Here is an 18,847-nt window from a genome sequence, read left to right as displayed (position 1 = left end):
CATGTCACTTTGAGTGCCCACACAGATTGTCTGATAAATTGTTAAAGAGCAGTGCCGCTTCGTTTTTCGCTGCGGCGCGGGGTGTGCATATTACGCTTTCCCGCCTCAGAGTCAAGCATTTATTTTTGCTTTTCTCCGCGAGGTTCTCACCGGAACCCCGCTGACCCGGCGGCTTGTTTGCCGTTGTTCCGTGTCAGTGGTGGCGCATTATAGGGAGTAATTCTGAAGTGACAAGAGGAAATTCAAAAAAACTTTTCGTTCGCTCGATTTTCCACCATAACGCGAGTTTTACGCGCTATTTGCTCGTCATTTGCGCGATTTCTCGGGCAAATCTGGCCACCTGCGGCCAATCGGTATAAACCACTTCTTTACTGGTATCCGTTTCCCCGCCGGTCATCTTCATAATTAAGCGAATCATCATTCGATCGTACCAGCGATATCGCGGATAACGCAGCGCACCGGCAAATACCGCGCAGCTCTGCGGCTGCCACGGCGAGTTAAGGAGAAACTTGCGCGTATAGCTGTTGGTTTGCGGGGTGCGCTTTTCCGGTTTGCGCGCCACCAGGTTTACCGAGAAGAACGCCCCCGGCAACGCCTGCAGAGATGCCAGATGCTTTTTCACAAAGCGATCCAGCGCTGGATGAAAGTGCCCGTAGCGAATAGAAGCGCCAATCACCACCCGATCGTAATGATGCCACTCAACCGTCTCGGTACGGTTCAGGTTCACAGTATCCGCATCAACCCCCAGCTCTTTGAGTTCAGAAGCCAGGTAGGAGGCAATTTCACGGGTCTGCCCATCCCGGGTGGAGAAAAGAATTAAAGTTTTCACGAGCACTCCTGTTATTCGCGCCAGAAAGTGGGAGTAAAGAGCACCAATAAGGTGAACACTTCCAGACGACCAAACAGCATGTTAGCAATCAGGATCCATTTCGCGACCGGGTTCATTGTCGCAAAGTTATCAGCAACGACCCCAAGACCAGGCCCCAGGTTGTTCAATGTCGCCACAACTGAAGCAAAGGCAGAGAAGTCATCAACCCCAGTCGCAATAATAGCCAGCATACTAATGATAAAGACCAGCGCATAGGCGGAAAAAAATCCCCACACGGCTTCCAGAATACGTTCCGGTAGCGCACGGTTGCCTAGCTTAATGCTATAGACCGCATTCGGGTGCACCAGGCGCTTAAGCTCACGATTCCCCTGCTTAAACAGCAACAGGATACGAATGACCTTTAAGCCACCGCCCGTTGACCCGGCGCAGCCGCCGATAAACGCAGAGCATAGCAGCAATACCGGCAAGAACAGTGGCCAACGCGCAATACTATCGGTAGTAAACCCAGCGGTCGTCGCCATCGATACCACCTGGAAGAACGCCTGGTTCAGCGTTGTTAACACCGAGCCGTAGACATTATGTAGCCACAATACCAGTGTACAGACGATAACCAGGGTTAGCTGAACACCGATAAACATTCTGAATTCCGGGTCACGCCAGTAAACCCGCAAACTGCGTCCACTTAATAGCGAAAAGTGCAGGCCATAGTTACAGCCGGAGATCAGCAGGAAGATGGCGATGATGGAGTTAATCATCGGGCTATTAAAGTAGCCGACGCTGGCATCGTGAGTTGAGAAGCCGCCGATAGCGATGGTCGCAAAGCTATGACCAATCGCGTCGAATGCCGGCATTCCGGCAAACCACAGCGCCAATGCGCAGGCGACGGTTAATAAGACATAAATAAGCCACAGCGTTTTTGCCGTCTCGGCAATACGCGGGCGCATTTTATTGTCTTTCAACGGGCCCGGCATTTCCGCCCGGTAGAGCTGCATCCCACCGACGCCGAGGATAGGCAAAATCGCCACCGCCAGCACGATGATCCCCATACCGCCGAACCACTGCAGCATCTGGCGATAGAACAGGATGGCATGAGGCAGTGAGTCCAGTCCCACCAGCGTCGTCGCGCCGGTAGTGGTTAAGCCGGAGAAGGATTCAAAAAAGGCATCCGTCACCGTCAGATTAGGCTGTTCAGCAAAGATAAACGGTAACGCACCGACGCTGCCCAACACGGTCCAGAACAGCACGACAATCAGAAACCCCTCGCGGGATTTCAGTTCGCCTTTTTGCTTGCGGTTCGGCCACCACAGCATGGAGCCAATCGCCAGGGCAACAAAGAAGGTTTGGGTGAAAGCTCGCCCCGCGCCATCGCGATATATCAAGGCCACTAATCCCGGGACAATCATTGTCCCCGAAAATAAGATGACCAACAGTCCAACGATTCGGGTTATCGCGCGAAAATGCATCTCTGGCGCTTCCTTTGGGTTACAAAAAAATCAGGTGGGGATTATTCGTCAATCTTCAGTAATTGCAATGAACCACGACTAAAATCAGCCAGTTTTGTCGAAAAAGAGGCCACTTCAGCTTGCGGAAGCGCGACGCGCAGTTGCACAGACGCCTGATATTCGCTTTCCACAATAATGCCCGAGAACTGCGCCAGCAACGCTTCTACCCCGGCCAGCTGTCCGTATTCACATTGCAAAGTATATGCGGTTAACGGCGTCTTGCGCTGCGTTTTCAACTGCGCAAGCGCCTGATGGACACCGCCGCCATAGGCCTTCACCAGACCGCCGGTACCCAGCAGAATACCACCGTAGTAGCGCACCACCACCGCGGTTATCTCGCCGACGCCGCTGCCCATCAGCTGCGCCAGCATGGGTTTACCTGCCGTTCCCGCCGGTTCGCCATCGTCAGAGAAACCCAGCTGCTGTGAATCATCAGGAGGCCCGGCAACCCATGCCACGCAGTGGTGACGAGCGTCCGGGTGCTCAGCCCTGACCGATTCGACAAACGCTTTCGCCGCCGCCACGCCGTCGGTATGCGCCAACAGCGTGATGAAACGGCTCTTTTTGATCTCTTCAACAACGCTCACCGGCGCGGCCGGCACCAACCAACTTTCCATTACGCCAGTTTCAGGTCGCGCGTCATATTTTCGATGCTGTTTTCGTGAACCACCACGTTATCTTCGATACGAATCCCGCCAAACGGCTTCATGGCTTCAATTTTCTGCCAGTTGAAGTGCTTGCTGAACTGCCCTTCACGCCATGGCGCCAACAGCGACTCAATAAAGTAGATGCCTGGTTCGATAGTCAACACCATACGCGGTTCGAGAATACGGGTGCAGCGCAGGTAAGGATACTTCGACGGCGCCGCCAGATGCGTACCGGTATCGTCCTGCATGAAACCGGCGACATCATGAACCTGCAGGCCCAGCGGATGACCAATCCCGTGTGGCATAAACGGCCCGGTCAGATCGTTTTCCACCATCGCCTCTTCGCTCATGCCGGTCACTAGCTGGTGTTTACGCAGCAGCTTTGCGATGCGCTGATGGAACTGAATATGGTAATCAACGTAGCTGGTGCCAGCCTTCATGGTGCTAATCAGCGCCAGTTGCTCGTCGTTAACGTCTTTAATCAGCTGCGCGAAATCGTTGTCGCTGTGGCCTGCCCAGGTACGAGTCAGGTCCGCGGCATAGCCGTTGTACTCTGCGCCCGCATCCAACAGGAAGCTACGCATTTCAGTTGGCGCACGGTGATCCAGCTTGGTGTAGTGCAATACGGCCGCATGCTCATTCAGCGCCACGATATTGCTGTAAGGGACGTCGGTATCGCGATGACCGGTCGCCGTCAGGTAAGCCTGATTAATATCGAACTCGCTCATCCCCGACTGGAAAGCTTCGTGGGCCGCGCGATGGCCGTTCACCGCCGATTTCTGCGCTTCACGCATACAGGCCAGCTCATAGTCGGTTTTGTAAGCGCGATAATAGTGCAGATAGTCGATAACGCCTTTCGGGTTGATTTTGTCTGCCGCGATCTCCAGACCTAAAGCACGTTCCGGCACCGGGCCGATATACGCTATGTTGCCACGCGCCGCGGGCAGTTGACCGCCAATGCCATCGGCTTTCGGCAACGCAATAACATCCACTTCCTCAGTCCAGAAAGAGGTCGGCAGCGGCTCAACGTTGTGCCAGTAATCGACCGGCAGATAGAACCACAGTTTCGGTTTATTCACGCCATCCACCAGCAGCCAGCAGTTTGGCACCTGGGTCACCGGCACCCACGCCTTAAACTGCGGGTTAACCTTAAACGGATACGGATGATCGTCGAGGAAGACATTGATCAGCTCGCCGGAGTGGATAAGCAGAGCATCCAGCTTGAAGCGATCTAAAACTTTGCGGGTACGTTCTTGTAGGGTAACGATATGATTTTTATAAAGCGCGGCCAGTGATTCCATCTTTTATCCTTTGCTTTTATTGGATCGTGATTCTCCGCATCTTAGCACATTGGCTCCAGGCCGGGTGATTTCTACCGGATGTGATCCGACCAGCAATTATTTAAAGAGTAATTTGCATTTTCTTAACATAAATTCCACACTCCGAGTCATCTGGTATGACCAGATCATATTGCTGGATTCAGGAGACTGACATGCTCTACAAAGGCGACACCCTGTACCTCGACTGGCTGGAAGATGGCATTGCCGAACTGGTTTTCGACGCCCCCGGCTCGGTTAACAAGCTTGATACTGCAACCGTTGCCAGCCTCGGTCACGCGCTGGACGTACTCGAAAAACAAAAAGATCTCAAAGGGCTGCTGCTGCGCTCTGAAAAAGCGGCCTTTATTGTCGGCGCCGATATCACCGAATTCCTTTCTCTATTCCTGGTGCCGGAAGAACAGTTGAGCCAGTGGCTGCACTTCGCCAACAGCGTCTTCAATCGTCTGGAAGATTTACCGGTCCCTACTCTGTCAGCGGTTAACGGCTACGCGCTGGGCGGCGGCTGCGAATGCGTACTGGCGACCGACTATCGCCTCGCCACGCCGGATCTGCGCATCGGCCTGCCGGAAACCAAGTTGGGCATTATGCCTGGCTTCGGCGGTTCCGTACGTTTGCCGCGCCTGCTCGGCGCCGATAGCGCGCTGGAAATTATTGCCGCCGGTAAAGACGTCGGTGCCGATCAAGCGCTGAAAATTGGCCTCATTGACGGCATTGTTGCCGCGGAAAAACTGCATGACGGAGCGCTGGCGATTCTGCGCCAGGCGATTAATGGCGACCTGGACTGGAAAACCAAACGTCAGCCGAAACTGGAGCCGCTGAAGCTCAGCAAAATTGAAGCCGCCATGAGCTTCACTATTGCCAAAGGTATGGTCGCGCAAACCGCCGGAAAACATTACCCGGCGCCGATCACCGCGGTAAAAACCATCGAAGCCGCCGCGCGTCTTGGCCGTGATGACGCGCTGAAGCTGGAAAACCAAAGTTTTGTTCCGCTGGCGCACACCAACGAAGCGCGCGCACTGGTCGGTATCTTCCTTAACGACCAGTACGTCAAAGCGAAAGCGAAAAAACTCACTAAAGATGTCGAGACGCCGAAGCACGCTGCCGTATTAGGCGCCGGCATTATGGGTGGCGGCATTGCTTACCAGTCAGCCTGGAAAGGCGTGCCGGTGGTGATGAAAGACATTAGCGACAAATCGCTGACCCTTGGCATGACCGAAGCGGCGAAGCTGCTGAATAAACAGCTGGAACGCGGAAAAATCGACGGCCTGAAGCTGGCCGGGGTGATTAGCACCATTCAGCCAACGCTGGAATACAGCGGTTTTGACCGCGTGGACGTCGTCGTTGAAGCGGTGGTGGAAAACCCGAAAGTGAAGAAAGCGGTACTGGCGGAAACCGAAGAGAAAGTGCGTCCGGACACCGTGCTGGCTTCCAACACCTCAACGATTCCTATCAGCGAGCTGGCCAGCGTTCTGCAGCGCCCGGAGAATTTCTGCGGTATGCACTTCTTTAACCCGGTACATCGCATGCCGCTGGTTGAAGTGATCCGCGGCGAGAAAACTTCGGACAAGACCATTGCCAAAGTCGTGGCCTGGGCCAGCAAAATGGGCAAAACACCGATCGTGGTGAATGATTGCCCCGGCTTCTTCGTTAACCGTGTCCTGTTCCCCTATTTCGCAGGCTTCAGCCAGCTGCTGCGCGACGGCGCGGATTTCCGCAAAGTCGACAAAGTGATGGAAAAACAGTTTGGCTGGCCGATGGGCCCGGCCTATCTGCTGGATGTTGTCGGCATCGATACCGCGCACCATGCTCAGGCGGTAATGGCGGCGGGGTTCCCACAGCGGATGCAGAAAGATTATCGCGATGCGATCGACGCGCTGTTTGACGCCAACCGTTTCGGCCAGAAGAACGGCCTCGGTTTCTGGCGTTATAAAGAAGACAGTAAAGGTAAGCCGAAGAAAGAAGAAGATGCCGCAGTCGATAGTCTGCTGGCCGAAGTCAGCCAGCCGAAGCGCGATTTCAGCGATGAAGAGATTATCGCCCGCATGATGATCCCAATGGTTAACGAAGTTGTTCGCTGCCTGGAAGAAGGTATTATCGCCAGCCCGGCGGAAGCGGATATGGCGCTGGTATACGGCCTGGGCTTCCCTCCGTTCCACGGCGGCGCATTCCGCTGGCTGGACACCATCGGCAGCGCAAAATATCTCGATATGGCGCAGCAATACCAGCACCTCGGCCCGCTTTATGCCGTGCCGGAGGGTCTGCGTAATAAGGCCCGTCATAACGAAGCGTATTATCCTCCAGTAGAACCAGCCCGTCCGGTTGGCGAACTGAAAACGGCTTAAGGAGTCACAATGGAACAGGTTGTCATTGTCGATGCAATTCGCACCCCGATGGGCCGTTCAAAGGGCGGCGCCTTTCGCAACGTGCGTGCGGAAGACCTCTCCGCACACCTGATGCGAAGCCTGCTCTCGCGTAACCCGTCCCTTGAGGCGAGCGCGATTGACGATATTTACTGGGGCTGCGTGCAACAAACGCTGGAGCAGGGTTTCAACATTGCGCGTAACGCCGCGCTGTTGGCGGAAATACCGCACTCGGTACCGGCAACAACGGTTAACCGCCTGTGCGGTTCCTCCATGCAGGCGCTGCACGATGCCGCCCGTATGATCATGACCGGCGACGCCAGCGTCTGCCTGATTGGCGGCGTTGAGCACATGGGCCATGTGCCAATGAGTCATGGTGTCGATTTCCATCCGGGCCTTAGCCGTAACGTGGCGAAAGCCGCCGGTATGATGGGGCTGACCGCGGAAATGCTGGCGCGTCTACACGGCATTAGCCGTGAAATGCAGGATCAATTCGCCGCACGTTCCCACGCTCGCGCCTGGGCGGCGACGCAATCCGGGGCATTCAAGGCGGAGATTATCCCGACCGGCGGCCACGATGCCGATGGCGTGCTGAAATCCTTTAATTATGACGAAGTGATCCGCCCGGAAACCACCGTAGAAGCGCTGGCGGCGCTGAGACCGGCTTTCGATCCGGTGACCGGCACGGTAACGGCAGGTACCTCTTCCGCGCTTTCCGACGGCGCGGCGGCAATGCTGCTGATGAGCGAAAGCCGCGCCCGCGAGCTGGGGCTGAAGCCGCGCGCTCGCGTCCGTTCAATGGCGGTGGTCGGCTGCGATCCGTCCATTATGGGTTACGGCCCGGTTCCGGCCTCAAAGCTGGCGCTGAAAAAAGCGGGATTATCCACCAGCGATATCGACGTCTTTGAAATGAATGAAGCGTTTGCCGCGCAGATCCTGCCGTGTATTAAAGATCTGGGCTTAATGGAGCAGATCGACGAGAAGATCAACCTTAACGGCGGCGCGATCGCGCTCGGCCACCCGTTGGGCTGTTCCGGGGCGCGTATTAGCACCACCTTGATCAATCAGATGGAACGCAAAGACGCGCAGTTCGGTCTGGCGACCATGTGTATCGGCTTAGGCCAGGGGATCGCCACCGTATTCGAGCGGATGTAGGAAAAAACTCGATGCCATTATTGCCTGCCAGCCAACAGGCAATAATGGATTAGAGGGGGTTTAGTTGCCGTTCTTCCCGCCTGTCAGGGGCGGGTTTTTTATTTTCAGATAAACGCAAACGCATCGCCAAACAGGCGATCTTCACGCGCGCCGCGCTCATTACAGAACAGGTCGCGGGCAATTTTGGCCATCTCAAAACGACCGGCAATGTAAATATCATGCTCGGCCAGCGTACCGTAATCCTGCAGCACGGCGGTGAGTACCGTACCGGAGCGACCACGCCACCCTTCTTCCGGCTGCTCGACCACCGGCTCGATGCGCAGATTCGGATGCTTGATGCTTAACGCTTCCAGCTCGGCCAGATCGTACAGATGCTTAGCCTCGCGGCCGCCCCAATAAATGGCGATATCGCGATCCGGGTTACGCGCCAGCGCGGTTAACAGAATAGAACGCACATAAGAGAATCCGGTACCGCCGGCGATCAGAATCAGCGGGCGATCTTCGTCATCGCGCAGCCACGCTTCGCCATGCGGAATATCAACCTCAATTTCACGCTCTTTCAGAATGCGATCCATCACCGCCATCGCATACAGATTGAGTTCAGAAGCACCGATATGCAGCTCGATAAACTCGTGCTCTGACGGCGTGGAAGCCATAGAGAACGGACGCTTGTCGCGCTCATCCATCACTACCATCAGATACTGGCCGGCGCGGAAAGAAAATGCCGCTTCCGGTACTAATCGAACGCGATACACGGTATCGGTAATCGCCTCCACCGAGGTCACTTTACAGCTTAAGGTTGTCATGCGTCCCCTCTGTCGGGTCTATAGAGCAAAACAGCGGCGTTAGCCCCGCTTACTGTTATTTAAAGATGGCCAGTTCATCCCAGATGGCGTCGATACGCGCCGTCACCTCAGGATCTTTTTTGATTGGACGACCCCATTCACGCTGGGTTTCGCCAGGCCATTTATTTGTGGCATCCAGCCCCATTTTTGAACCCAGGCCGGAAACCGGCGAGGCAAAATCCAGATAATCTATTGGCGTATTTTCTACCAGTACCGTATCACGAGCCGGGTCCATACGGGTAGTAATCGCCCAAATCACGTCATTCCAGTCGCGCGCGTTCACGTCATCGTCGCAGACAATCACGAACTTGGTATACATGAACTGGCGCAGGAACGACCAGACGCCCATCATCACGCGCTTGGCATGGCCTGCGTACTGTTTTTTCATGGTCACCACCGCCAGGCGATAGGAACACCCTTCCGGCGGCAGATAGAAATCGACGATTTCCGGGAACTGCTTTTGCAGAATCGGCACAAAGACTTCGTTCAGCGCCACGCCCAGCACCGCGGGTTCATCCGGCGGACGACCGGTATAGGTCGAATGATAAATCGCGTCTTCGCGCTGGGTAATATGGGTCACCGTAAATACCGGGAAGCTGTCTACTTCATTGTAGTAGCCGGTATGATCGCCGTATGGCCCTTCCGGCGCCATCTCGCCGGCCTCAATGTAGCCTTCAAGCACGATTTCCGCGCTGGCCGGCACTTCAAGGTCATTGGAAACGCACTTCACCACTTCGGTCTTGGTGCCGCGCAGCAAGCCTGCGAAAGCGTATTCCGACAGGGTATCAGGAACCGGCGTCACCGCGCCCAGAATAGTCGCCGGATCGGCGCCAAGCGCCACGGAAACCGGAAAACGTTCGCCGGGATGCGCCGCGCACCACTCCTGGAAATCGAGCGCGCCGCCGCGGTGGGACAACCAACGCATGATGAGTTTATTTTTGCCGATCAGCTGCTGGCGATAAATACCCAGATTTTGCCGCTCCTTGTGCGGGCCGCGGGTCACCGTCAGCCCCCAGGTAATCAGCGGCGCGGCATCTTCCGGCCAGCAGGTCATAATCGGTATTTTGTTGAGATCGACATCATCGCCCTGGATGATTTTTTGCTGACAAGGCGCGCCGCGCAGGCGTTTGGTCGGCATATTCAACACTTGCTTGAACTGCGGCAGCTTATCAAACAGATCGCGGAAGCCTTTTGGCGGTTCCGGCTCTTTCAGAAAGGCCAATAGCTTCCCGACTTCCCGTAGCGAACTGACGTCTTCCTGGCCCATCCCCAGCGCCACACGACGCGGCGTGCCAAACAGGTTGCACAGCACCGGCATCGAGTAGCCTTTCGGGTTTTCAAACAGCAGCGCCGGGCCGCCGGCACGCAGGGTGCGGTCGGCAATTTCGGTAATTTCCAGATGCGGGTCGACCGGCAGGGTTATCCGTTTTAGCTCGCCCTGCTGCTCAAGTAATGTCAGAAAGTCGCGTAGATCGTGGTATTTCATGGAGTTATTATTGACCTCTATACAAGCGGCTGATTATACGATTTTCGCCGCAACGATGCTGTACTTTTGTTAAATAAGCGTAAATGAACAGGCTATTTACGCTTTCGCTTATAATGGTTTTCGCGATTGTTCCAGGCTTTTGTTATGCTTGCAGGTAGTAAAGCGGAAAGAGTCATTATGCAAGCCTGGTACTTACTTTATTGCAAACGTGGGCAGCTTCAGCGCGCCCAGGAACACCTTGAACGTCAGGCAGTCAATTGCCTGATGCCGACGATCGCGCTGGAAAAAATCATCCGTGGTAAACGTACTACGGTCAGCGAGCCCCTGTTCCCAAACTATCTGTTCGTCGAATTCGATCCCGAGATCATTCATACCACCACCATCAGCGCTACCCGAGGGGTGAACAGTTTCGTCCGTTTTGGCGCCCAACCGGCAGTGGTCCCTTCAGAGGTGATTCACCAGCTTTCCATCTATAAACCGGAAGGTATTACCGACCCGGAAACGCCTCATGAAGGCGACAGCGTGTTAATCACCGACGGTGCTTTTGAAGGGCTGCAGGCTATTTTCACCGAGCCCGACGGCGAAGCCCGTTCAATGCTGCTCCTCAATCTGTTGAATAAACAGGTCCTGCAAAGCGTTAAAAATACCGACTTCTATAAAATCTGACGGCGCGGTTAAAAGCGCACGCCAAACAGCTTCCTGACGTTCGCATCCGTAACCTCCTCCAGCCATTGCGCTTCCTCGCCTCGCCAGCCCGCTACGCTTGCCAGAATATGCGGCAGATACGCGGGCTCGTTGCGCCGCGAGGAGGGCTTCGGCTTCATATCCCTCGGTAATAGATATGGCGCATCGGTCTCCAGCAGCAGACGTTCCGCCGGGATTGCCGGCAACAGTTCACGAAGCTCCAGTCCCCGCCGCTCATCGCACACCCAACCGGTGATACCGATAAATAAACCTCTATCAAGACACTGAATTACTTCCTCGCGGCTACCGGTAAAGCAGTGCAACACGGCGCCGGGCAGTTTATTGAGCCACGGCTCCAGCAGCTCAAGGAACCGTTGATGGGCGTCGCGGCAGTGTAAAAATACCGGCATTGAGAGCTCGGCCGCCAACGCCAGCTGGGCGCTGAATGCCTTCTCTTGTTCCTGCGGCGTTGAGAAATTACGGTTGAAATCAAGACCGCATTCGCCAATCGCCGCCACCTGCGGCTGGCGGGCCAGCGCGTGGATTTCTTCGGCCACCGACTCAGTCCAGGTGCTGCTATCGTGCGGATGTACACCCGCGGTAGACCAGCAGTTGGCGTAACGGCCAGCCATCTGCCGCGCCTGCTGGCTTTCATGCAGATTGGTGCCGGTCAGCAACATCCCATGGACACCTGCCGCCTGCGCGCGCGCAACCACCTCGTCGTGGTCGCGGGAAAACTGCGAGCTGGTCAGATTTACGCCAATATCAAACATCATAACTCCCATATGACAACCGCCCTGACGGGCGGTTGGCGTTGTTACTCTTCTTTGCTCTCCGCCTCTTCGGCGTCGGCATCTTCGTCACGCGTCAGGCGTTTACCGGTGTAGAAACGGGCAAAGAACACCCCGACTTCAAACAGGCAATACATGGGGATGGCCAACAGCGTTTGCGAGAACACATCCGGCGGCGTCAGCAACATACCGACCACGAAGGCGCCCACCAGCACGTAGGGCCGTTTTTTACGTAAATCTTCCGGCGTCGTGACGCCCATCCAGCAGAGCAGGACGATGGCGACCGGCACTTCAAACGACACGCCGAAAGCCATAAACAACGCCATGACAAAATCGAGGTAGCTACGGATATCGGTCGAAACTAATACCCCTTCCGGCGCGGCGTGAGTCAGGAAGCCGAATGCCAGCGGGAACACGACGAAATAAGCGAAAGCCATACCGATATAAAACAGCAACGTACTGGAAACCAGCAGCGGCATGACCAGCCGACGTTCATGCTTATACAACGCCGGCGCCACGAATGCCCATACCTGATAAAGAATGACCGGCACCGACAGGATCACCGAAACCATAAAGGTCAGTTTGATCGGCGTGAAGAAAGGGGAAGCGACATCGGTGGCGATCATCGTCGCGCCTACCGGCATTTTGCTGATAAGCGGAGCGGATACCAGTTGATAGATATCGTTGGCGAAGTAAACCAACGCCAGGAAGATCACCAGGATGGCAATGATGCTGTTGAGCAGACGCTTACGCAGCTCAATCAGATGTGAAATTAACGGTTGAGTCTCGTCTACGCCCATTTTTTACGCTTTATCACTCGATGCGGGGGAAGAATCTGGCACTGCCGCGGCGGCTTTTTCCTTAGCCGCCGGGACTTCAGCCGGCGAAACGGATGGCTCCTCGGCAACGGGCTCCGGGGTATGTGCCGGGGCGCTGACCTGATGTTCCGCCGTTGCCGGTGTAATATCCTGGCGCTGCGCTTCGCTACCTTTGACGACCGGATTATGGATGGTGTTCGCTTCGTCGCTGGCCTTTTCAGGATCGTGGGCGGTATAGGAACGCTTCATAGATTCAGCTGCTTCACGCAGCTCGTCCATCGAGGCTTTGAGCTCCGGAGTCAGATTATCCAGGCTGGCTTTCTCCACCTTCTTCAGGCTCTCCTGAAACTCCTGCAGTTTTAGCTCCTGGGCAAGCTCATTTTGTACGGTGGTCGCCAGCGAGCGCAACGTACGGATCCAGCTGGCCACCGTTTTGACGGCGACAGGTAGTCGCTGTGGCCCCAATACGATGAGGCCAATCACGAACACCAGCAATAGTTCACTAAAACCGATATCGAACACGAATTACACCTGCTCTTTGTCGTGGCGTTTTGTCTCGTCTTTTTTCGCATCATCTTGTTTATCAGCGATAGTTTTCGCTGCAAAATCTGCATCGGCTGAGGATTTATCAGATTTCTCATCATCGCTCATCGCTTTTTTAAAGCCCTTGATCGATGCGCCTAAATCCGAACCCAGCGAGCTCAGCTTCTTCGTCCCGAAAAGCAGAACTACGATGACGACAACAATTAACAACTGCCAAATACTGATACCACCCATACACGTTCCCCTATGACAGATGATGAATGATGAGAGCGCATTATACACGTCATCCGGTGAGACGCCTCTTTGTCAGACCGCTCACATGACTTCGCGCAAGAATCAATGCGCCAGAATAAACGCGAAACCTGTCAGCGCGTTTTTCGCCAACCAATAAGCCAGGTTACGACGCCGCCGGCCATCAGCCAGCCTGGCATCATGCCCCACTCCGGGCGGTGGATAAATAACAGCGTACCGCTTAAAAGCAAAACGGCGCCTATACCAAACAGATAGCGGGACTGCCCCTGACGCACGTGACGCACCTGGAAGTCGCGCACGATAGTATCGACACTGGTCTGCAGCTGTTTGCTCTGCTGCAGGCTTTGGTACACCAGCTCAGGAATTTCCGGCATCCTTTCAATCCAGAACGGCGCTTTTTCTTTAAACGCACGCACCAGCGCGGGAATACCGACCTGATCCTTAATCCACGACTCGAGGAAAGGCTTCGCCGTTTTCCACAAGTCTAACTGAGGATAGAGCTGACGACCTACCCCTTCTACGTAAAGTAATGTCTTCTGAAGCAAAACCAGCTGCGGTTGGACTTCCATATTGAAACGCCGCGCGGTATTAAACAGATTCAGCAATACGTGGCCGAAGGAGATTTCCGCCAGCGGCTTTTCAAAGATGGGCTCGCACACGGTGCGAATCGCAAACTCAAACTCTTCAACGTTGGTATCCGGCGGCACCCAGCCGGAATCGACGTGCAGCTCGGCAACCTTACGGTAATCGCGGTTGAAGAAAGCAATGAAGTTTTCTGCGAGATAACGCTTATCGTCTTTGTTCAGCGAGCCGACGATACCGCAGTCGATACCGATATATTGCGGGTCATGCGGATGATCGTAGCTAACGAAAATATTACCCGGATGCATATCCGCATGGAAAAAGCTGTCGCGAAACACCTGGGTAAAGAAGACCTGCACCCCACGCTCCGCAAGCAACTGCATGTTGGTGCCCTGGGCTTCCAGCGCAGCGACGTCGGAAACCGGAATACCGTAGATCCGCTCCATCACCATCATGCCTTCGCTGCAGTAATCGGAATAGACTTCCGGCACGTATAGCATTGGGCTATCTTCGAAATTGCGCCGTAGCTGAATAGCGTTAGCCGACTCGCGTAACAGATTCAGCTCGTCCATCAGCGTTTTTTCATATTCGCGGACGACTTCTTGCGGGCGCAGACGGCGGCCATCCGGCAGCAGACGAGGTACCCAGCGCGCCAGGCGGTAGATTAATTTCATGTCCGCTTTGATCACCGGCAGGATATCCGGGCGGATGACCTTGATGACGACCTCTTTGCCGTTGTCTTTCAGGCGCGCGGTATGGACCTGGGCGATGGAGGCGGAAGCGAGCGGCTCAATGGCGAAATCATCGAACCAGGCTTCAATGGGCAGCCCGCCCATCGCTTGTTCGATCTGTTGTTTAGCCAATTTGCCATCGAAAGGTGCGACGCGATCCTGCAGCAGCGCCAGTTGATCGGCGATTTGCGGCGGGAACAGATCGCGGCGGGTGGAGAGCATCTGGCCGAACTTAATCCACACCGGGCCCAGCTCCTGCAGCGCCAGGCGTAAGCGTTGACCCAGCGGTTTATCTTTGTGGCGATTCGGCATCCAGAACAACATTCGCCGCCAGATGCGCAGCGGCAATGTGATACGCATTTTGGGAATGAGCTCATCAAGCCCGTAACTCAAAAAGGTGCGGATGATAAAATACAGGCGCCGTAATTCTCCTGGCGTCATTTGCCCTCCAGCGTTTCCAGCCGTTTTTCCAGTGCGGCCAGCGCGCGTTCTACAGCGGCGGACTCTTCAGCAAACCAGGCCATTTCCAACGGCCCCGGCGCCAGTCGCCACTCTTCGGTAATCGCTTCAGCGACGTAGCGCTGCTGGCTTTTCGCGCCCTGCAGCAGGAAGCGCGCGCCGCCGCGAAGCACCTTGCCAACCCCTTCAGCGACGATATCGCCGGTATACGGCGCCAATAACTCTGCCGGGTCGAACTCCGCCAGATCGCAAAGTGCGACCATGTTCTGCACAACCTGCAGGTCGCCCTGTACTTCCAGATCGCCGCTGCGGATCAGCGCGGTCAGTTGTTGGCGGTTACGCAGCTGCGGCAGCACGCTCAGGCGGGTTATCACGGTACAGTCAGCTTCGCCTTCCCATGCGCCGAGCACGTCGATTTGCTGCTCGCTATAGGCCAGCACGACAGGCGCCGACAGCTCTTTGAGCTCTACGCGCAGCACTTTCCCTAGCAGGCGCTGACGCGCCGGTTTAAGCGCGCGGTCGCGCCAGAGAAAAGTATTAAGAACCGTTTCGATGCCAGCGGTAACCAGTGGTGCGAAAGGCATAGCGTCCCTCCTGTCAGAACTTATAGCCGCGGTGTAGCGCGACAATACCTGCCGTCAGGTTGTAGTAGTCGACGCTTTCAAAACCCGCCTCCTGCATCATGCCTTTCAGGGTGTCCTGATCGGGATGCATGCGGATGGATTCCGCCAGATAGCGATAACTTTCCGCATCGTTTGCCACCAGCTCGCCGACTTTCGGCAGCACGTGGAAGGAGTAAGCGTCGTAGGCTTTGCTCAGCGGTTCGAGAATCGGTTTAGAAAACTCCAGAACCAGCAGACGTCCGCCCGGTTTCAGCACGCGGTACATTGAACGCAGCGCTTTGTCTTTATCGGTAACGTTACGCAGGCCAAAGGAGATGGTGATGCAGTCAAAGGTGTTATCCGCAAACGGCAGCGCTTCAGCGTTGGCCTGAACATACTCGACGTTACCGACAATACCGATGTTGCGCAGTTTTTCGCGGCCCATTTTGAGCATCGAATCATTGATATCGGCGAGCATCACACGGCCGGTTTCGCCCACCAGACGGGAAAACTTCGCCGTCAGGTCGCCGGTACCACCCGCTAAGTCCAGCACAGTTTGCCCGCGACGCACGCCGCTGCAGTCGATGGTGAAGCGCTTCCACAAGCGATGAATCCCGAACGACATTAAGTCGTTCATCACATCATATTTTGCAGCGACAGAATGGAATACATGCGCCACCATGTCCGCCTTCTGCTCTTTGGCTACCGTTTGAAAGCCAAAATGCGTTGTTTCTTGTGAATCCTCAACCATCTCTATGCCCGCTTACTTATCAAGAAAATGTTCAGCGAGTGTAACAGATTCAGGCCATTTCCCATACGTTTCAGCTTGGCCTGACGTGCTCGTTTGCGCTCGCTGCAGGGTCGGAATCGGCGCTAAACACATCTTCCTGCGGTGAATTTTCATCTTCCTCAAGGCGATATTCGTTATCCTGCGCCGTGGCCTGCTCGACTAAATCAGGATTAATCCCGCGCTTAACCTCGACCCCCAGGCCACGGAATGACTCGGCCTGCACCAGCAAGTTGCCGCGCCCGGAGGCAAGCTTTTTCATCGCCTGGCGATAGTTATCCTGCGCTTTATCAAGACTTTGACCGATAGCCGACATATCGTCGACAAACAGCCGCATCTTGTCGTACAGACGCCCGGCGCGCTCGGCGATTTTTTGCGCGTTACGGCTTTGATGCTCATAGCGCCACAAGTTGGCGATGGTGCGCAACGCCACCAGCAAGGTTGTCGGGCTAACCAACATAATATTGTTCTTCAGCGCCTCGCTGATAAGCTCAGGTTGGCGGTCGATAGCCAGCAGGAACGCAGGCTCAACGGGGATGAACATCAGCACATAGTCGAGCGAACGAAGTCCCGGCAGTTGTTGGTAATCTTTACGCCCCAGCAGGCGAATGTGGTTACGCACCGAGGCAATATGCTCCTGTAGCGCCGATTCGCGGGTGTAGTCGTCGTCAGCGTTGAAGTAGCGCTCATAGGCGACGAGGGTCATTTTGGCGTCGATAACCACGTCTTTGCCCTGCGGCAGACGCACGATAACATCCGGCTGCATCCGCGAGCGGTTATCGGTTTCGATGCTCACCTGAGTTTGATACTCATAGCCTTCGCGCAGGCCGGAGGCCTCCAGCACGCGGGTTAGCACCACTTCTCCCCAGTTGCCCTGAGTTTTGTTATCACCCTTCAGCGCTTTCGTCAGGTTCAGCGCCTCTTGCGCCATCTGTGCGTTCAGCTGTTGCAAATTGCGGATTTCGTGCGCCAGCGTGTGGCGCTCACGCGCCTCCTGGCCGAAGCTGTCCTGCACCTGGCGACGGAAGCCGTCGAGCTGTTCGCGCAGCGGCGTCAGCAGGCCATGCAGGCTCTGGCGATTTTGTTCATCAACCCGTCGGTTGCTGTGCTCAAATATGCGGTTCGCCAGGTTTTCAAACTGCTCGCTCAGGCGCTGCTCGCTGTTGACCATCTGGCGAATTTTATCTTCGGCGTGCAACTGCGTGGATTCCAGACGGGTGGTCACTTCACGCAGGTCGGCCTCCAGCGAGGTGTTGATATCACGCAGGCTGCGCAGCTCGTTGTTGAGAAGTTCGCACTCATCGCGCCAGTGCGATTCCTGCACCAGCTGCTGACGTGCGGCGCTAAGTTCAATATCCAGCTCGCGGCGCTCTTCAATGAGATCGGCACGGATTTGATCGGCGCGGGCTTTTGTCGCCAGCCAGCCAACGATTAACCCTGCCGCCAGCGCCACCACGGCGCTTATCACAATAGAGATATCCACAACGCCTCCCCGGCAACCACTTACGGCACAAAAATAGAATTGTGCTGTACAAACGTCCAGTTGAAAAGGATTTTCCTGCGAGGCGCTACGCAAAAAAAAGGCCGGAAGATCCGGCCCTGTGAGAAAAAGAGAAGAACTACAGCAGACGGCGCGCCGCTTCCACAACGATTTTCACCGCGTGGCTTTCGGTTTGCTTCATGGTTTCGGCGTTAGGGATCTCTTGCTGGGTACGGTTGACGATAACCCCTGCCACCATCCCGGCGCGCAGGCCCTGGCTGGCGCACATGGTCAGCAGCGTAGCGGATTCCATTTCATAGTTCATGACGCCCATTGCCTGCCACTCTTCCATCGAGCCTTTGAAACGGCTCACGACGCGGCCGGAGAAGGTGTCGTAACGCTCCTGGCCTGGATAGAAGGTATCAGAAGAAGCAGTCACGCCGATATGGGTGGTCGCACCGATTGATTTCGCCGCTTCCACCAGCGCGGTGGTACAGGCGAAGTCAGCAACGGCCGGGAACTCCATCGGCGCAAAGTGCAGGCTGGCGCCGTCCAGACGGACAGAACCGGTCGTCACCAGTACATCGCCAACATTGATATGTGGCTGAATCGCGCCGGTGGTACCGATACGCAGGAAGGTACGAACCCCCAGCTGCGCCAGCTCTTCCACGGCGATAGAGGTCGACGGGCCGCCGATACCGGTGGAGCAAACAATCACCGGTTTGCCGTCCAGCTCAGCGCGCCAGGAGGTAAATTCACGATGTGATGCCAGCTTAACCGGCTTATCCATCAGCGCGGCGATCTTTTCCACACGCTCCGGATCGCCAGGGACGATAGCCAGCGTAGCCCCTTGTAAATCTTTCTTGGTGAGGCCGAGATGAAAAACATCAGACTTGGACATAAAAAACTCCTCTGTGGGTCGAAGTATCAGCAGAAGCAAAAGGGTACTTTACA

At 55.5% G+C, this 18,847-nt stretch carries 18 protein-coding genes; 3 read left to right on the top strand and 15 right to left on the bottom strand.

Features of this window, described 5'->3' with window-relative positions:
- Positions 1–295: 295 nt before the first annotated feature.
- The 4 genes from hemG to pepQ are packed head-to-tail and all read right to left on the bottom strand — an operon-like array spanning position 296 to position 4,279.
- Entirely contained in the window at positions 296–829 is a 534-nt protein-coding gene (hemG, locus tag ABLU80_RS22525; RefSeq protein WP_015368833.1) for a menaquinone-dependent protoporphyrinogen IX dehydrogenase, read from the bottom strand.
- An 11-nt stretch (positions 830–840) separates the two neighbouring features.
- On the bottom strand, positions 841–2,292 hold the full coding sequence (gene trkH, locus ABLU80_RS22520; protein WP_015368834.1) for a Trk system potassium transporter TrkH: 1,452 nt from the start codon (positions 2,290–2,292) through the stop codon (positions 841–843).
- 41 nt (positions 2,293–2,333) lie between these two features.
- Positions 2,334–2,948: an IMPACT family protein gene (locus ABLU80_RS22515; protein WP_015704001.1), complete on the bottom strand. Its 615-nt coding sequence runs from the start codon at positions 2,946–2,948 to the stop codon at positions 2,334–2,336.
- Entirely contained in the window at positions 2,948–4,279 is a 1,332-nt protein-coding gene (gene pepQ, locus ABLU80_RS22510; protein ID WP_015704000.1) for a Xaa-Pro dipeptidase, read from the bottom strand. Before pepQ ends, ABLU80_RS22515 begins: the two co-directional genes overlap by 1 nt.
- A gap of 191 nt (positions 4,280–4,470) precedes the next feature.
- Between pepQ and fadB the strand changes: the two genes are divergently transcribed.
- Both fadB and fadA read left to right on the top strand, forming a co-directional pair.
- Positions 4,471–6,660 (top strand): fatty acid oxidation complex subunit alpha FadB, encoded by a 2,190-nt coding sequence (gene fadB / locus ABLU80_RS22505; protein ID WP_348850487.1) that lies wholly within the window; start codon positions 4,471–4,473, stop codon positions 6,658–6,660.
- 9 nt (positions 6,661–6,669) lie between these two features.
- On the top strand, positions 6,670–7,833 hold the full coding sequence (gene fadA / locus ABLU80_RS22500; protein WP_015703998.1) for an acetyl-CoA C-acyltransferase FadA: 1,164 nt from the start codon (positions 6,670–6,672) through the stop codon (positions 7,831–7,833).
- Between the two features lie 104 nt (positions 7,834–7,937).
- On the opposite strand, the gene fre is transcribed toward fadA, so the two are convergent.
- On the bottom strand, positions 7,938–8,639 hold the full coding sequence (gene fre / locus ABLU80_RS22495) for an NAD(P)H-flavin reductase (RefSeq protein ID WP_008807928.1): 702 nt from the start codon (positions 8,637–8,639) through the stop codon (positions 7,938–7,940).
- A 55-nt stretch (positions 8,640–8,694) separates the two neighbouring features.
- Positions 8,695–10,164 (bottom strand): 4-hydroxy-3-polyprenylbenzoate decarboxylase, encoded by a 1,470-nt coding sequence (gene ubiD / locus ABLU80_RS22490; RefSeq protein ID WP_015368839.1) that lies wholly within the window; start codon positions 10,162–10,164, stop codon positions 8,695–8,697.
- A gap of 177 nt (positions 10,165–10,341) precedes the next feature.
- Here ubiD and rfaH point away from each other — a divergent pair, with 177 nt between their 5' ends.
- Positions 10,342–10,830, top strand: coding sequence for a transcription/translation regulatory transformer protein RfaH (rfaH, locus tag ABLU80_RS22485; RefSeq protein ID WP_015703997.1), 489 nt, complete (start codon positions 10,342–10,344; stop codon positions 10,828–10,830).
- 8 nt (positions 10,831–10,838) lie between these two features.
- On the opposite strand, the gene tatD is transcribed toward rfaH, so the two are convergent.
- The 9 genes from tatD to udp form a co-directional block, all read right to left on the bottom strand.
- Positions 10,839–11,633 (bottom strand): 3'-5' ssDNA/RNA exonuclease TatD, encoded by a 795-nt coding sequence (gene tatD, locus ABLU80_RS22480; RefSeq protein ID WP_161798739.1) that lies wholly within the window; start codon positions 11,631–11,633, stop codon positions 10,839–10,841.
- 32 nt (positions 11,634–11,665) lie between these two features.
- Positions 11,666–12,439 carry a Sec-independent protein translocase subunit TatC gene (tatC, locus tag ABLU80_RS22475; protein WP_348850486.1) on the bottom strand — a complete coding sequence of 258 codons (774 nt, stop codon included), beginning with the start codon at positions 12,437–12,439 and terminating at the stop codon, positions 11,666–11,668.
- 3 nt (positions 12,440–12,442) lie between these two features.
- Entirely contained in the window at positions 12,443–12,979 is a 537-nt protein-coding gene (gene tatB, locus ABLU80_RS22470) for a Sec-independent protein translocase protein TatB (protein ID WP_032715395.1), read from the bottom strand.
- A gap of 3 nt (positions 12,980–12,982) precedes the next feature.
- Positions 12,983–13,234, bottom strand: a complete 252-nt coding sequence (gene tatA, locus ABLU80_RS22465; RefSeq protein ID WP_015368844.1) for a Sec-independent protein translocase subunit TatA — start codon at positions 13,232–13,234, stop codon at positions 12,983–12,985.
- A gap of 131 nt (positions 13,235–13,365) precedes the next feature.
- Positions 13,366–15,006, bottom strand: a complete 1,641-nt coding sequence (gene ubiB / locus ABLU80_RS22460) for a ubiquinone biosynthesis regulatory protein kinase UbiB (RefSeq protein WP_015368845.1) — start codon at positions 15,004–15,006, stop codon at positions 13,366–13,368.
- Positions 15,003–15,608, bottom strand: a complete 606-nt coding sequence (locus ABLU80_RS22455) for an SCP2 domain-containing protein (protein WP_015368846.1) — start codon at positions 15,606–15,608, stop codon at positions 15,003–15,005. Before ABLU80_RS22455 ends, ubiB begins: the two co-directional genes overlap by 4 nt.
- A 13-nt stretch (positions 15,609–15,621) precedes the next feature.
- Positions 15,622–16,377, bottom strand: a complete 756-nt coding sequence (ubiE, locus tag ABLU80_RS22450) for a bifunctional demethylmenaquinone methyltransferase/2-methoxy-6-polyprenyl-1,4-benzoquinol methylase UbiE (RefSeq protein WP_015368847.1) — start codon at positions 16,375–16,377, stop codon at positions 15,622–15,624.
- 70 nt (positions 16,378–16,447) lie between these two features.
- Positions 16,448–17,896: a DNA recombination protein RmuC gene (gene rmuC, locus ABLU80_RS22445; RefSeq protein ID WP_063446960.1), complete on the bottom strand. Its 1,449-nt coding sequence runs from the start codon at positions 17,894–17,896 to the stop codon at positions 16,448–16,450.
- Between the two features lie 136 nt (positions 17,897–18,032).
- On the bottom strand, positions 18,033–18,794 hold the full coding sequence (udp, locus tag ABLU80_RS22440) for a uridine phosphorylase (protein ID WP_045367532.1): 762 nt from the start codon (positions 18,792–18,794) through the stop codon (positions 18,033–18,035).
- Positions 18,795–18,847 lie beyond the last annotated feature (53 nt).

The organism is Klebsiella sp. CN_Kp104 (genome assembly GCF_040064515.1).
GTDB classification, from domain to species: domain Bacteria; phylum Pseudomonadota; class Gammaproteobacteria; order Enterobacterales; family Enterobacteriaceae; genus Klebsiella; species Klebsiella aerogenes.
This window is presented reverse-complemented; position numbering and strand designations above follow the sequence as displayed.